The organism is Corallococcus sp. AS-1-12 (genome assembly GCF_020036995.1).
In the GTDB taxonomy this organism is placed as follows: Bacteria; Myxococcota; Myxococcia; order Myxococcales; family Myxococcaceae; genus Corallococcus.
In genome coordinates this window covers 125,486-140,020 of sequence record NZ_JAIQDD010000018.1, presented here as the reverse complement: position 1 = coordinate 140,020, position 14,535 = coordinate 125,486, and the positions used below count along the sequence as shown (strand labels likewise).

12 protein-coding genes are annotated in these 14,535 nt (G+C 72.3%); 6 read left to right on the top strand and 6 right to left on the bottom strand.

Annotation, left to right across the window (positions count from 1 at the left end):
- Positions 1–266 precede the first annotated feature (266 nt).
- The 3 genes from K8556_RS25580 (at position 267) to K8556_RS25570 (ending at position 4,143) form a co-directional block, all read left to right on the top strand.
- Positions 267–2,207, top strand: a complete 1,941-nt coding sequence (locus K8556_RS25580) for an FHA domain-containing protein (RefSeq protein WP_223742703.1) — start codon at positions 267–269, stop codon at positions 2,205–2,207.
- A 105-nt stretch (positions 2,208–2,312) separates the two neighbouring features.
- The gene (locus tag K8556_RS25575; protein ID WP_223742702.1) at positions 2,313–3,650 is read left to right on the top strand and encodes a cyclic nucleotide-binding domain-containing protein; all 1,338 of its coding nucleotides are present in this window, start codon (positions 2,313–2,315) and stop codon (positions 3,648–3,650) included.
- A 1-nt stretch (position 3,651) separates the two neighbouring features.
- A complete protein-coding gene (locus tag K8556_RS25570; RefSeq protein ID WP_223742701.1) occupies positions 3,652–4,143 on the top strand; it encodes a hypothetical protein in 492 nt (163 codons plus the stop codon).
- On the opposite strand, the gene K8556_RS25565 is transcribed toward K8556_RS25570, so the two are convergent.
- The gene (locus K8556_RS25565; RefSeq protein WP_223742700.1) at positions 4,140–5,750 is read right to left on the bottom strand and encodes a tetratricopeptide repeat protein; all 1,611 of its coding nucleotides are present in this window, start codon (positions 5,748–5,750) and stop codon (positions 4,140–4,142) included. The genes K8556_RS25570 and K8556_RS25565 overlap by 4 nt on opposite strands.
- A gap of 144 nt (positions 5,751–5,894) precedes the next feature.
- Here K8556_RS25565 and K8556_RS25560 point away from each other — a divergent pair, with 144 nt between their 5' ends.
- Complete coding sequence (locus K8556_RS25560; protein ID WP_223742699.1) at positions 5,895–6,863, top strand: homoserine kinase; 969 nt, start codon at positions 5,895–5,897, stop codon at positions 6,861–6,863.
- 15 nt (positions 6,864–6,878) lie between these two features.
- Here the strand turns inward: K8556_RS25560 and K8556_RS25555 are convergent, their stop codons facing one another.
- From K8556_RS25555 to K8556_RS25545, 3 genes are all read right to left on the bottom strand, one after another.
- Positions 6,879–7,349: a nuclear transport factor 2 family protein gene (locus tag K8556_RS25555; RefSeq protein WP_223742698.1), complete on the bottom strand. Its 471-nt coding sequence runs from the start codon at positions 7,347–7,349 to the stop codon at positions 6,879–6,881.
- Between the two features lie 73 nt (positions 7,350–7,422).
- A complete protein-coding gene (locus K8556_RS25550; RefSeq protein WP_223742697.1) occupies positions 7,423–7,950 on the bottom strand; it encodes a hypothetical protein in 528 nt (175 codons plus the stop codon).
- Between the two features lie 54 nt (positions 7,951–8,004).
- Positions 8,005–10,368, bottom strand: a complete 2,364-nt coding sequence (locus K8556_RS25545; protein ID WP_370639969.1) for a hypothetical protein — start codon at positions 10,366–10,368, stop codon at positions 8,005–8,007.
- A gap of 25 nt (positions 10,369–10,393) precedes the next feature.
- On the opposite strand from K8556_RS25545, the gene K8556_RS25540 reads away from it, so the two are divergent.
- Positions 10,394–10,798 (top strand): TIGR02266 family protein, encoded by a 405-nt coding sequence (locus K8556_RS25540; protein WP_120528360.1) that lies wholly within the window; start codon positions 10,394–10,396, stop codon positions 10,796–10,798.
- The gene (locus K8556_RS25535; RefSeq protein WP_223742695.1) at positions 10,795–11,352 is read left to right on the top strand and encodes a DUF192 domain-containing protein; all 558 of its coding nucleotides are present in this window, start codon (positions 10,795–10,797) and stop codon (positions 11,350–11,352) included. The genes K8556_RS25540 and K8556_RS25535 overlap by 4 nt, the downstream gene beginning before the upstream one ends.
- Positions 11,353–11,374: 22 nt before the next feature.
- Here the strand turns inward: K8556_RS25535 and K8556_RS39530 are convergent, their stop codons facing one another.
- Together K8556_RS39530 and K8556_RS25520 are read right to left on the bottom strand one after the other, a co-directional pair.
- Positions 11,375–13,153 carry a bifunctional diguanylate cyclase/phosphodiesterase gene (locus K8556_RS39530; protein ID WP_304503997.1) on the bottom strand — a complete coding sequence of 593 codons (1,779 nt, stop codon included), beginning with the start codon at positions 13,151–13,153 and terminating at the stop codon, positions 11,375–11,377.
- A 139-nt stretch (positions 13,154–13,292) separates the two neighbouring features.
- Positions 13,293–14,513 (bottom strand): hypothetical protein, encoded by a 1,221-nt coding sequence (locus K8556_RS25520; RefSeq protein WP_223742694.1) that lies wholly within the window; start codon positions 14,511–14,513, stop codon positions 13,293–13,295.
- Positions 14,514–14,535 lie beyond the last annotated feature (22 nt).

Below are 14,535 nucleotides of genomic sequence, written 5' to 3'. Positions count from 1 at the left end.
TGGAGGGAAACCTACATCGGGGAGGGGCCGCCGTGCGGGCCAACGAACCGGAATGGGCCCGTCTTCCCTGAAAGGAACGCTGGGAGCGCATTCCCACCGTGCGGTGGGCGCTCTAAGATGCTGGCCGCTTCAACCTGGACCCACCCATGCCTCCTCGCCGTCCATCACCGTCGTCGCGTTCAGGTACCGGCCGTTCGGCCGGGGGCGCGCCGGCGGACCGCCGACCCAAAGCCCCCGCGGGGGGCGGCTCGCGCCGCGTCTCCGCCGTGCCGGACGAGGACTGGTCCGCGCCGCTCTCCGGGGAGGACAGCCAGGACGGGGGAGACCCGGAGCTGTACGGCGACGCGGAGCCGGTGCGCTCGCGCACGGGCGAGACGCGGGTGGCCTCAATTGAAGACGTGCGTCCGGAGGCGGAGGAGCCCGCCGACGAGGACGAGGACAACTCCGAGACGACGCGCGCCGGCCCCCCGGTGCTGATGCTGGTGCTGGACGGCCCGGACAAGGGGCGCAAGAAGCGCTTCAAGGGCGTGCGCATGGTGGTGGGGCGCAGCAAGGACTGCGACTTCGCCCTGGGCGACCAGACGGTGTCCCGGCGCCACCTGGAGCTCGTCTACGGCGAGAGCGGCGTGGTGATGCGCGACCTGGGCGGCATCTCCGGCACCCAGGTGAACGACCAGAAGGTCGACGAGTGCATCCTGAAGCACGGGGACGAGATCTCCGTGGGCAAGACGCGCCTGCGCTTCGTGGACGAGGGCGAGCTCATCAAGGAGATGCGCGCCAAGGCCGAGTCCGGCGAGGCGGAGGAGAAGAAGGAGGAAAAGAAGGAGGAGCGGAAGGACCCGCGCCTGGATGAGAAGACCAACGCGAACTACAAGCTCGCGGACCTGATGCGCGACGAGAAGGCGCGCAAGACGGGCGTGCCCCGTCCGCGTCCGGTGCGCTCGTCGGCGCGCGAGGGCTTCAAGCCCACCTTCAAGATGAAGGTGGGCGCGGCGGTGGGCGGCCTGGTGCTCCTGATGCTGATCGCCGGCCTGGTCATGTCCAGCGGCAACAAGCCGCCGCCCAAGCCGGTGGTGGACCCGAACCAGGCGCGCGCCCAGGAGCTGATGCAGCGCGCGCGCGACAAGGTGCGTGACGGCGACTACCCGGACGCGGTGCGCTTCGCCCAGGAGGCGGAGAAGCTGCGCGTGGGCATCGACGTGGACGGCGTGGCCAAGGCGGCGCAGCAGCTCCAGGACATCGTGGACGCCTTCCAGGCGACCCGGGGGCTGATGGCGGAGAACCGCTACCCGGAGGCGCGCCAGAAGCTGGCCAGCACGCCGCAGGGCACGGCGCGCATGGACGAGGAGCGCAGGAAGCTGGAGGAGGAGCTGGACGCCAAGGAGCAGGCGTACACGCTGGGCCTCGTGGACGCGGCGCTGACGGAGCGCCGGCCGGACGACGCGCGCACCCTCATCGCGGAGCTGCCGCAGGGCACGCGCTCGCTCTATGAGCAGAAGCTGGCGGACCTGGAGAACCAGTTGGCCAAGGAGGCGGCGCAGGCCGCGCGGCAGGCCGGCATCCGGCAGGCGGTGGCCGCGGAGAACGCCAAGCAGCGCCGCGCGGAGTTCGTGGCGGAGGCCTTCCAGGACGTGGAGCGCCGCTTCAACGGCGGGGACTTCCAGCGCGCGACGCTGGAGGTGGACCGGGTGATGGACAAGTTCCGGGGCGAGGCGGACATCCAGGCCCGCGCGCGCAACCTGAAGAAGCTCATCCCCCAGTTCCGCTCCGCCTTCGAGGAGGGCCAGAAGAAGTACGAGAACAACGCGCTGGAGGCCTCCGTGAAGCCGCTGCGCCGCGCGGCGGAGGTGTACCGGCAGATCGGCTTCGCGGGCTCGCTGGGCGACACCCTGGACAACGAGCTGGCCTCCGCGTCGGTGGCGGCGGGGCAGGCGGCCTTCAAGCGCAAGGAGTACCCGCTGGCGGGCCGCAGCTTCCGCGAGGCGCTGCGCCTCAACCCGGGGGACTCGCGCGCCCGCGACGGCCTGGACGAGCTGCAGAAGAAGGTGGAGGAGCTGTACCTGTCGGCGTACATCTCGCGCGACCGCGACCCGGCGCTGGCGACGGAGCAGTTCAAGATCGTCATCGAGGCGTCCGCGGAGGGCGCGGACGTGAAGCGCAAGGCGGAGATGGCGCTGAGCGAGCTGCAGAAGGCCGGCGGTTCGTAGCGCGAAGCTTTCAGTCAGGGGGCCGCCGCCCGGGGGGATGGGGTGGGCGGCCTCGTTCATGGATTCCTGTCACACCTGTCGTCGTGCGCGGTCTGGAGACACCGGATGAACGAGTCGTCGTTGCGTGAGCTGGGCATGGACCTGTTCGAGGAGCGCCAGTTCGAGCGCGCCCTCGCCGTCTTCGCGGAGGCCGTTCGCCGCGTGCCCGCCGACCACCGCTCGCGCATGCTGGCGTCCCGGTGCCTGGCGGAGCTGGGGGAGCGTGAGCGCGCCGTCACCGCGTACCACGCGTGCGCGGAGGGGCTCCTGCGCCGCGACTACCTGCTGAGCGCCATGGCCGCGTGCAAGCTGGCCCTGGAGCTGTCGCCGAACGAGCGCCGCCTGAAGGAGACGCTCTACCGCGTGCACTCGCGCGCCGCGCGCAGCGCCCCGGGCCGCGCCGCCGTGCCGCCGCCGCTGCCGCCGGAGCACCTGTACGACGGCAAGGTGGACACGGACCTGATGGGGCTGGTGGGCGAGGAGCTGTCCAACCGCGCCATTGAAGTGCTGGCCGCGCCGGACACCGGCGGCACCGCGGATCCGCAGAGCCGTCCGCCCCTGCCGCTGTTCGCGGACCTGGACCGGGACGCGTTCCTGGACCTGGTGGGGCGCATGGTGTGGCGCACCATCAAGCCGGAGGAGGTCATCAGCCGCGAGGGCGAGCCGGACGACCACCTGCACGTCATCGTCGCCGGCAAGGCGGAGGTGACGCGCAGGACGGACGGCGAGGACCGCACGCTGGGCTTCCTGGGCGGCGGCTCCATCTTCGGGGAGCTGGCGCTGCTCACGGGCGCGCCGCCCACCGCGACGGTGACGGCGGTGTCGGACTCGGAGGTCTTCGAAATCCGCCGCGAGCACCTCAACGCGGTGGCGAAGAGCCACCCGGCGGTGCCGCAGTTGCTGGCGGACTTCGCGCAGCAGCGCATGATGCGCAACCTGATGGCGAACTCGCCCCTGTTCCAGCAGTTGCCGGAGTCGGAGCGGGGCGCGTTCTTCCAGCGCTTCACCTTCCGCGCGCTCCAGCCCGGCGAGAAGGTCCTGGTGGAGGGCGAGTACTCCCAGGGCCTGTTCCTGGTGCTGGCCGGCGAGCTGACGGTGCAGAAGGAGGACCCGGCGGGCGGCATGGTGACGCTGGGCGTGCTGCGCGAGGGCGACGTGGCGGGGGAGATTTCACTCCTCACGGGCCTGAGGGCCACGGCCACGGTGTCCGTGACGCGCAAGACGGCGGCGGGGTGGCTCAAGCGGGAGGCCTTCCAGGAGCTGGTGACGTCCTTCCCCAACATCCGCACGTACCTGGAGCAGTTGTCCGACCGCCGCCTGAAGCAGATTGGCGAGGCGCTGCGCCCGCTGGAGATCATCGACGCGGACGACATGATGCTGGAGCCGGAGACCGGGGCCGCCTGAGATGGTGCTGACGCGAACGCGGGTGGTGAGCGGCATGGCGGCGGTGGCGGCCGCGGCGCTGGTGCTGTTCCTCTGGCCGCGCGAGGAGCCGGGCGTGAAGGACGCCGTCACCCGGCGCATCATCGCGATGACGCGCGCGGCGGAGGACAAGGACGTGGGCGGGGTGATGGAGGGCGTGTCCGAGCGCTTCAAGACGACGGACGGCTGGAACAAGCAGGACGTGCACCGCATCCTGGCCGCGCAGGTGCTGCGGGGCCAGTGGGTGCGCGTCTTCACCACGGACATCGACGTGCACGAGGTGTCGCCCACGCAGGGGGACTTCCAGGCGCGCTTCATCTTCGGCCGCTCGCAGGCGGACAAGCTGGAGGACCTGGCGAAGGACAGCGTGCTCAACGCCTACGCCATCGAGGGCACCTTCGAGAAGGAGTCCGATGGCGAGTGGCGCGTGGTGAAGGCGAAGCAGCGCCGGTTGGACCCCTCGGAGCTGCTCTAGCGCGTCACCGCGGCGGGCTCACCGCCGCCGCTGAAGAGCGGCCCGGCCTCCGTGAGCCACGCCTTGGCCATGGCGGGCTGGCCGCTGGTCTCCAGGCGCTTCTTGATGTCGTTGGCGCGCGTGGCCAGTTGCTCCGCGGGCGCCCCCTGCGCGCGGGCGCGCACGAGCGAGAAGTAGTGCTGCTGGCACCCGGCGGCGAACTCGCCCTGGGCGAAGAGCAGCTCGCCCAGCGCCGCGTACGCCTCCGGGATGCTGCCCGCGCCCGACTCCGGGGCCACGGCGGTGAGCAGCGCCTTCGCGCCGTCGAAGTCCTTGCGCGTGAGCAGCAGCGCGCCCTTGGCGTACTGCGCCCGCGCGAGCCCCACGCCGCGCGCCGACAGCGCCTTGTCGTAGGCCGCGAGCGCGTCGTCCTGACGGCCGGCCGCCTCCATCACGCCGCCGCGCGCGAGCCAGTACCGGTCGTCCCTGTCCAGCGCGGGCAGCTCCTTGCCGTCCGCCGTCCGCGCCTTCACCGCGTGGAAGGTCTTCTCGTAGGCGTCCAGCATGGCCAGCGCGCCCTCGCCGTCGCCCTGGGCCTGGAGCAGCCGCGCGCCCTCCAGCGTCAACAGCGGCGCGGTGGGCCGCTTCGCCACCGCCGCCTCGAAGGCCTGGCGGGCCTCCGGGGCGCGCTTCGCCGCGAGCGCACGGCCCCGGGTGAAGAGGGCGTAGTGTTCGTCCGGCCAGGACTTCAGCGCCGCGTCCACGTGGGTGAGCGCCTCATCCGGGGCGCCCTTCGCCAGCGCCACCTCCGCCTGGACCACCGCCACGCGGGCCTGGAGCGCGGGCGTCAGCTCCTTGCCGCGCGAGCGCACCTCCTCCAGCAACGCCGTCACGCCCTCCGGGGGCCGCTCCGCGTACAGCCGCGCCAGGGCGGACGTCACCCGCGACAGCAGGTGGTCCGGGTTCGCGTTGGTGGCGCGCGCGAAGGCCTCCACTGCCTGGGGGAACATCCCCTCGTCGAGCAGCGCTTCACCGTAGGCCGCGGAGAAGCGCGGATCCTTCCAGGCCCCCTCCGCGGCGCGCGCGAAGGCCTGACGGGCCTCGGAGAGGCGCCCCTCCTTCTGAAGCAGCAGCGCCTGGGCCAGCGTCAGCCGGGGGCTGTTGGCGCCCTGGGCCTTGAGCTCCTCCAGGAGCTTGTTCGCCTCCTGCGTCTGCCCCGCGCCCACGAGCAGCAGGGCCCGGGCGCCGTAGCGCTCACCGGAGCGCGAGCCCAGCGCCTCCGCGCGCTCCAACTGCTCGCGCGCCTTCGCGTCCGCGCCGGGCAGGTGGTGGGTGAGCCACAGCTCCGCCTGGAGGTCCGCGGCCAGCGCCCGCGCGTCGCGCGAGTCCGGCGCGAGCTGGAAGAGGGCGTCCAGGTTCTGCTGCGCCATGGCCAGGTCGCTGGGGTTGCCCTTCAGCACCGCGGCGCGCGCCGTGCGCAGGTGGGCGTCCACCTCCTGGCGCACCTGCCCCCGGTGCACGTACCAGGCGACCCCCGCCGCCAGCAGCACCGCGACGACGCCAATCTGGGCCAGGGCGCTGCCCAGTCCCTCGCGACGCTTCCAGTCACCGCGGCCCGACGTTTCCATGGGGGTGGCCTCACGCGCAAAGATTGAAGATTTGCAGACGGTGATGCGAAGTAGGACGGGCGTGGACAGATAGGTCCGGCCCCCTGGGGTGTCAACGGGTGGGGGCCGCACGCACGCGGGGGCGGCACGCCCCGGAGGCACGCCATGGCTGTCTACACGACACTTCCCCCCGAGGCCTTCACCCACGTGGCGGAGCTCTGGGGCCTGGGGGCGGTGCGCTCCATCACGCCGATTCCCCAGGGCTCCATCAACACCAACCACCGGCTGGAGACGGACGCGGGCCGCGTCTTCGTGCGCCACACGACGGTGCGCTCGCCGGAGGACCTGCGCTTCGAGGCGTCCCTGCTGGAGCACCTGTCGCGCGCGCACTTCCCCGCGCCCGTGCTGATGGTGCCGCCGGGGCCCACGCCCTTCCTGGAGCTGCACGGCGGGCGGATCAGCGTCTTCAAGTGGCTGGCCGGCGAGGAGCTCACCCGCGAGCGCCTCACGCCGGAGGTGCTGGAGCGCCTGGGCGCCGAGCTGGGCAAGCTGCACCAGGTGACGCAGTCCTTCCGAGGCACGCGCGCCAACCCCTACGGCCCGGGCGTGGTGAAGGGCTGGCTCAACAGCCTGTCCCAGCGGCCGGAGCCGGAGCTCGTCTCCGTGGCGGCGGAATTGGAGCGGTACCTCGCGCGCGCGGAGGCCGAGCGCCAGGGGCTGGAGCCCCGGGGCGTCATCCACGCGGACCTCTTCCTGGACAACGTGAAGTGGCTGGGCGACCGCGTGGGCGCCTTCTTCGACTTCGAGATGGCCTGCGTGGACGCGTACGCGCTGGACGTGGCCATCACCCTCAACGCGTGGTGCTTCGAGGGGGCGTACCAGCCGGAGCGCTGCCAGGCGCTCCTGCGCGGCTACCAGGACGCGCGGCCGCTGTCGGACGTGGAGAAGCGGGCGCTGTACGGCCACGCCCTCTACGGCGCGGTGCGCTTCACCACCAGCCGCATCCGCGACTACCACCTGTCCCCGCTGGGCGCGGACAAGCTCGCGCCCAAGGACTTCCGCACCTACCTGTCCCGCGCGCGGGCCCTGGACGGCATGGGCCCGGACGGGCTGCGGGCGCTCGTGGGGGTGTGACGGGGAGGCTGGCGGCTAGATGCCGGAGAGGATCTTCCACTCCCCGCCGACCTTCTGGAACACCATCTGCTCCAGCTCCGAGTCCGACTGGGGCCGGGCGTTGAGGCCGGGCATGCGCCAGGACGCGTTCCAGTAGTAGATGGCGAGCGCGACGTCGTCCTCGCGGAACTCCACGCGGCGGACGTTGAAGTCCACCTTGGGGTTCTGCAGCTTCTGGAAGAGGGCCTGGAGGTGGGCCTGCAGGTTGTCCGCGGTGAGGTCATCCGCCGGGTCGTCCGGGGTGCCGGCGTCGTCGCGGAACTTCGGGGACACCATCGCCTGGATGGCCTTCGCGTCGCGGGCCTCCAGGGCGGCGCGGTACTTCTCCATCACGGACAGGATGGCGCGGGTTTCACCGGTGTCTTCCAGCTCCGTGCCGGGGATGCGCTTCGGGGCGCATGCGGCCAGGAAGAAGACGGCGCAGAGGGCGAGGAAGCGGTTGTGCATGGCGGGGCCTTATGGGTTCAACCGCATTTGTGTCAACCCATTCCCAGGCCCCGCCGCCCTCCGTGCGCTTTGACTATTTGGCGCGGATGACTTCAGCGATGAAGCGGTTGAGCACGGGCAGCTCGCCATCGAGGATCTTCAGCCCCTCCGTCTTGATGAGCGGCTCGGCGATCATCGCCACGGGCTTGAGCAGGAAGGGCACCTTGAGCGCCAGCTCCCCCTCCATCTTGCGCTCCGTCTGGCCATTGCCCAGGTCGCGCAGCTTCAGCACGCCCGTGTTCACCAGCATCTTGGAGATGGTGTGGGACGTGGGCGTGTTGGTGAACGTGAGCTGCTTGGTGCGCTTGTCGTAGGTGGACGTCTCGATGAAGGCGAACCACTCCGGCGACACCTTCTTGGGGCCCACGGAGGAGATGACGGGCTTGGGGCGGTAGCGCACCTTGCGGTGCACGCGGTCACCGTCGACGCGCACCTCCTGGGGCTGCAGCTCCAGCAGCACGCCGTGGTGCTGGAGGAGGTACGGGAAGTAGCGCTCGTCCAGCAGCGCGCGCTCCACTTCGTCCACCGTCCCCTGGATGTACTGCGTCTTCTCGAAGTGCATGCCCCATCCACCTTTCCGTCAATGCGTGAATCGTCTCAGCGCAGGGGCCCGCGTCTAGCGGAAAGCCTGACGCGGCACCAGCGGCCCGCGATAGGCCGTTTGCTCGAAGTCACAACGGGCCTGCCACTCGGAGGCCGCCGCACGGAAGGCGGCCCCGTAATCCGGCAGCGCGCCCACCTCATGCCGCACGGCGCCGCAGTCTCCCGCCAGGTAGGCGGCCTCGATCCTCAGCCGCGTGGCCTCCCGGCGGATGGCCTCCGGGAGGGTGGCGTCCGCCAGGGCGCGCTGGAGCTGCTCGCCCGCGAGCGCCGGGGCCCCCACCTGGTGCAGCCGCCGCCCCAGCAGGTAGCGCAGCCACGGGTCCATTGGTGACGCGAGCAGGGCGCGGTCCAGGAGCAGCAGGCGCAGCTCCTCCTGCGGCGCGCGGAAGTACGCCTCGATGGGCGCGCGGCGCGACGGCGTCTCCAGCGCGGCCAGCTTCACCTGGGCGGTGCGCGTGAGCTCCGGGCCCGGATCCAACGCGAGCGCGGCCTGGAGGAGGGCGCGCGAACCCTCCACGTCGTCCAGGTGGAGGGCCACGTCCGCGCGGGCCACGGCCACCTCCGCGGCGAGCGCGGGCCGGTCCTTCACCTGCTCCGCGAGCGAGGCCAGCACCTTCGCCGCGTCCGGCCCGCGCTCCAGGGCGTCCAGGGCCGCGGCCTGGCCCAACTGGAACGACGGCTCCTCCGGCTGGAGCCGGGCGGCGCGCTGGTAGCGCTCGAGCGCGTCCTGCGGGTCGCTGGCGAGCGATTCGCGGGCGGAGTCCGACAGGCGGGCCACCTCGCGGGCGCAGGCGCGGGTGAAGAGGCTGCCGGTGCGGAAGCGGGCGAAGGCGCGCGCGAGCGTGGACGCGTCCAGGGGCAGCGCGTCCAGGGTGCGCTCCCACTCGGTGACGAGCTCGTCCAGGGGCCGGCCGTAGGCCTCGTTGAAGTCCGCGTGCGCATAGACGGTGCGCAGCTTGTCCGCGCCGTAGGTGTCCGCCAGGTAGCGCAGGAACGAACCGGCCACGGTGTACGCGCGCGCCGGGGCGGACTGGTAGAAGCCCTTGGGCCCCATCAGGTCGCGCATGTCCGGGGCCAGCCCCTGCCGGCGCATGCCCGCGGCCCACTGGTGCAGGGTGAGCTCGCCCTGCACGGGGTCGTCCGCGGCCACCGCGAGCCCTTCAATCACGCCCATCAGCGGCCACACGCCCAGCCGGGTGGTGACGCGGAAGAAGCCGGAGCCCGCCGGGCCCGCCATCACGTGCGCCAGCTCATGGTGCAGCGTGGAGTGGGGGAAGGGCTTGTCCTGGATGTGCAGCTCCGCGCGCCAGGGCTTGGCGAACTGGGTGCGGCCGGCGCCCACCAGCCGCTGCTTCTCGTCCTCGGAGCGGTAGAGCCACACGCGCACGCGCTCCGTGGGGGCCGTGCCCAGGAAGAGGGACGTCTGGGTGAAGCGGAACTCCAGGTCGCGGGCCATGCGGTCCACGTCCTGGCGCGCCTTGCCGCGCGGGTAGTGCAGGACGAAGTGCTCCGTCTCCCGGACGCCGCCCAGTTGCTCGGCGAGGTACGCGTCGCTCATCCGCAGGCCCAACTGGGGCGCGCGGGCCTCCAGCCAGGAGATGCCCAGGGCGCAGGGGAGCACCAGCCCCAGCAGGCCGCCCACGCGCGCGCCCTTGAGCGCCAGGCGCCCGGTGCGCACGTCCAGGAGCGCGATGGCGAGCCCCGCGAAGACGCCCCCCCACAGGAGCGTCTCCAGGCGGAACCAGCCCAGCGCGGCCGTCATCTGGAGGGCCTCGTCGTAGAGCGGGCCGGGCAGGTGGCCCAGGAAGATGTTGAAGGCGAACACCTGGGGCCCGAAGACGATGGGCCACACCGTCACCGCCAGTGAGGCGAGCAGCAGCAGGGCGTACAGGCCCGCCGCGCCCCGGGGCCGGGCCGTCGCGAAGCCCAGGAGCACGCCCGCCGCGGAGGCCACCAGGGCGGAGGGGAGGGTGAGCAGGGGGTAGAAGCCCGCCAACTCGAAGGGGTCGCACGCGGTGCGAAAACGGGCGAAGAGCAGGGCGCACACGAAGGGGGGGACCAGCACCCCCAGGTTCAGGACGGCGCTGGCGCCCAGGGCCCGGCCCACGGCGGTTCCGGGCAGGGCGGACGCTTCCACCCGGGCGGGCACGGGGCCGGCGCCCGTGAGGACGCGGCGCTCCTGGGCGGCGGCGGCGATGCCTGTCCCCCCCCCGAGCAGGCCCACGGCGATGGACAGGGCCAAGCCCAGTTCGAAGCCCGGGACCCCGAAAAGGGGGAGGAGGACGAGGGCCGACCCCCCACCGCCGAGCAGCAGCACGGTGGCCAGGACGGCTGGACGGCCCAACAGTGCACGGGCACGGGGGAGGACTTGCCGCATGGCGTCCCCTATACTCCCCGGCCGCATGTCCGAACAGAAGAGCGGATCCGAACTGCGCACCCACGGTCGTGCGCCCATCGAGCTGAAGGTCGACTACAAGAAGCTCAATTCGTTCTTCGCTGACTACACGAAGAACATCAGCAAGGGCGGCACGTTCATCAAGACGAAGAAGCCGCTGCCCATTGGCACGCGCTTCCTCTTCAAGCTGACGGTGCCGCACCGCGAGGCACCCTTCGAGTTGCTGGGCGAGGTCGTCTGGTCCAAGGCCGACGCGGAGGAGCCCGGCATGGGCATCCGCTTCATCTACAGCAGCGAGTCCCAGCGCGTGGACTTCGAGACGCTGGTGGAGCGGCTCATGTCGGACAGCCTGGGCTCCGAGCTGACCGAGAAGCTGCTCAACAAGCCCCTGCACCCCCAGCACCCCTCATGAAGACGCGGACGCGCCTGACGTTCGTGGTGGCGGCGCTGGCCTTCGCGGGCGGCGCGTGTCAGGAAGCGCCCGCCGCGCCTCCGAAGACCGCCGCGCCCGCACCGGCGCGTCCGAAGTCCAGGGACGTGTCGGCGGAGGACTACGTGATGCCGACCCTGCCGCGCGCGCACGTGCGGCTGAAGGATGCCTACGGTGGTGTGCACCGCGTGGAGGTGGAGGTGGCCGCCACGGACGAGTCGCGCACGCGCGGGCTCATGTGGCGCAAGTCGCTGCCGGCCGGGCAGGGCATGCTCTTCATCTTCCCGGATGAAGAGGTGCGCGGCTTCTGGATGCGCAACACGCTCATCCCGCTGGACATGTTGTTCATCACGTCCGAGGGCCGCGTCGTGGGCATCATCGAGAACGCGGAGCCGCGCACGCTGACGAACCGCGGCGTGGGCATCCCCAGCCAGTACGTGCTGGAGGTGCCGGGCGGCTGGTGCCAGAAGAACGGCATCGTCCGCGGCGGCACGGCGGAGTTCGAGGGCGTGAGCACGCTCCCCATCGCACCGTGACACCCCGGCGGGCGCGGTCCGGCTACTTCACCGCGCCCGGCTGGAACAGGAACGTGCTGGTGTGCGTCTGCGCGGAGACGGCCTTCACCCGCTTGCGCAGGGACGCGGCCACCGCGGACAGCTCCGCCGGGTGCGGGTGGGCGGACAGCCCCTGGTGGTCCACCGCCGCCAGGCTCAGCGTCACCGGCACCGTGTTGCCCGCCGCGTCCTTCGCCGTGAAGCCCCCGCGCCGCAGGTCCTCCGGCCCGTGGAGCGGGACCTTCTCCGCGTCGAAGCGCTGGCAGAGCGTGCGCAACACCTCCGGCGCCACCGCGTCCGGACACACGAGCACGAAATCGTCGCCGCCCACGTGGCCCAGGTTGGAGCCCTCCGGCAGCAGGTGCAGACACTCCGACAGCACGCTCGCCGTGTAGCGGATGACCCGGTCGCCCTGGAGGAAGCCGTAGCGGTCGTTGTACGCCTCGAAGTGGTCCAGGTCCGCGTAGATGACCGTGAACGCGCGGCCCTGGAGCGCGGCGCGGATCCACCGCTCGATCATCCGGCTGCCGGGCAGGTCCGTCAGCGGGTGCGCGCCCGTCGCCGCGTGCTGCTCCAGGTCCGAGGCCCGCGCGATGAGCTGCTTCATCGTCACCGTGCCCAGGAAGTGGCCCTTCGCGTCCGTCACCACCACCGGGTCGTAGACCGTCTCGGGCGGACGGCGCATCGCCATGCGCGCCAGCGCCGTGATGGCCGTCGCGTCCTCCACCACCATCGGCGCCTCGCGCGGCCCGTCCGGGAGCGCCGCCTCCGTGCTGGCGGCGGTTCCCCCGAAGCGCGCGTAGAAGTTGCGCCGCGTCACCACCGCCCGAGGCTCTTCTCCGTCCAGCAACACGACGTGGTCCTCGCCGGGCGTGCGGCGGAAGAGCCGGTCCAGCTCCACCGCCTGCGCCGTCACCGGCGCGCACGGTGGGCGGATGATCATGCTGCCCACCGTCTCGTCGTCCTCGTGCTCGCGGTGGTGCAGGGCGCGGATGGCCTCGCGGCAACGCTCCGCGAAGTCCGCGCCCGGCCGCTGCGGCGAGCTCACCGGCCGGGCCAGCAGGTAGCCCTGCGCGTGCCGGATGCCCAGGCGCAGCAGGACCGCCAGCTCGTTCCAGGTCTCCACGCCCTCGGCGATGAGCACCGCGTCCACGCGCTGCGCGAACGCCACCAGCGACTTCACCAGGTGCTGCCGGTACGTGTGCAGGTGGATGTCCCGCACCAGCGCCTGGTCCAACTTGATGAAGTCCGGCGCGCTGTGCACCAGCGTCACCAGGCCCGAGTGCCCCGCGCCAAAGTCGTCCAGCGCGATGCCGAAGCCCTGCTCCGCGTACCGCCGCGCGAGCATGCGCAACTGCTCCGTGTCCTCGAACGTGCTGCGCTCGGTGATCTCCAGCACCAGTTGCTGGGGACTCAGGCCGTGCTGACGCAGCAGCTCCAGCGTGGACGCGCCGCCAAAGCGCTCGTCGCTCAGCACGTCCGGGCTGACGTTGAAGAAGAACGGGCCGCGCCGCTGCGTCTCCGGCAGCGTGGCGATGCGGCGCACCGCCGCGGTCCAGCACGCGCGCTCCAGCTCGAAGGTGAAGCCCTCCACCCGCGCGCGGTGGAACAGCTCGTTGGGGGACTCCACCGGGCCCAGGCCTCGCGACAGCACCTCGTGGCCGAGGACCTCGCCGCTGAGCAGATCGACGATGGGCTGGAAGACGGTGGCGACCCTCGGCTCGTCACCGTTCCAGAGCCAGGGCGGTGGTGGTGCGGGCTTGCTGGGGGAGGGCAGGCTCATGGCCCCCGAAATGTACCGCGCTCCGGCGCAAGCTTCAGTCCCCCCCGACCACCCGGCAGGGCCAACATCGAAAACGGACGCTTGCCACGGGCGCCCCCCAGGGCCCGGGGCGGGAGGGCCCCGTCAGCCTCCCCAGGTCCTATTCCCCTTGAATCCGCTGGATTTCCGGCACCTTGGCGCCCTCGGATTCTGCTGGTGACGGATCCACCGGGGTGACGGGGCCCATGTTCGCCGCCGCCACCTGGGTCAGCGTGACCTGGGCCGCGACCGCGTCCATCGCCTGGCCTTCCTCTCCCTGGGCGGTCGAGAGGGCGCGGAACCGGCGCGCCAGCGAGGCCAGCTCCGCCGCCTTCAACTGGGCCTGACCGCTGCGCAGGGACAAAAGCGCCACGCGCGCACGCTCCAGCAGGGCCACCTCCGCGCGCAGCCTCGCGAGGATGCGCTCGCGCCGCTGGCGCATGTCCCCCAGCCGCTCCACCTCCTCCGCCAGCGACGCCGCCGCGGCCTCCAACTGCCGGCGCGCCACCACGTCCGTGCTCGCGCGAGCGCCGCGCTCCAGGCTCTCGCGCTCCGCCTGCAGCTCCGCGGCGGCGCGCTCCTCCAACTGCGCCTCCACGCCGGCCCACTCGGACGCCACCTCCACCGCGCCCCGGGTGATGCGCGCCAGCGTGCGGGCCAGCTCCTCGCGCGCGGGCTCGCGGGGCAGCTTCGCCAGGGACTGGCCGCATTGACGGTAGAGGGACAGCGCGCGCTCGGACAGCGTGAGGAAGTCACCGGAGAGCTGGGGCAGCAGCTCCTCCGCGCGCGCCTCCACCGGATCCGCCGTCAGCCCCAGGTGCGCGGCGATGGCGCCCAGCCCCACGAAGAGCCCCACGATGCCGCCCACCACCGCCGCCGCCAGCAGCGTGGGCGTGGCCACGGACGCCAGCCGCGCCGACAGGATGTTCGCCACCACGCCGCCCGCCAGCGTGAGCCCCGCGCCCAGCACCGCGCCCAGGCCGTAGTGCACGAGGGTGGGGCGGGCCTCCGCGACCTGTCCCTCCTCACCCAGGTCGTTGAGGCGGGAGCGCACCAGCAGGGCGCCCGCGGCCGCGCCGCTGGTGGCCACGGTCCACGCGGGCGACAGGCCCAGCCCATACGGCAGCGCGACCAGCAGCAACCCCAGGCCACTCAAGAGGCCCCGGTCCCAGCGGTCGCCGCGCGCGCACGCCAGCACCACCGCCGCGGGCACCACCCACGTCAGCGGCACCGGCATGCCCGCGCGCAGGGACACCCACTGCACGAGCCCCGCTCCGGCGCCCGCCGCCAGCGCGCGCGTGACGGTGTGCTCGAAGGCTTCGCGGTGGTGGAATTGCAACACGGCGGCATTCATCGGGACACCC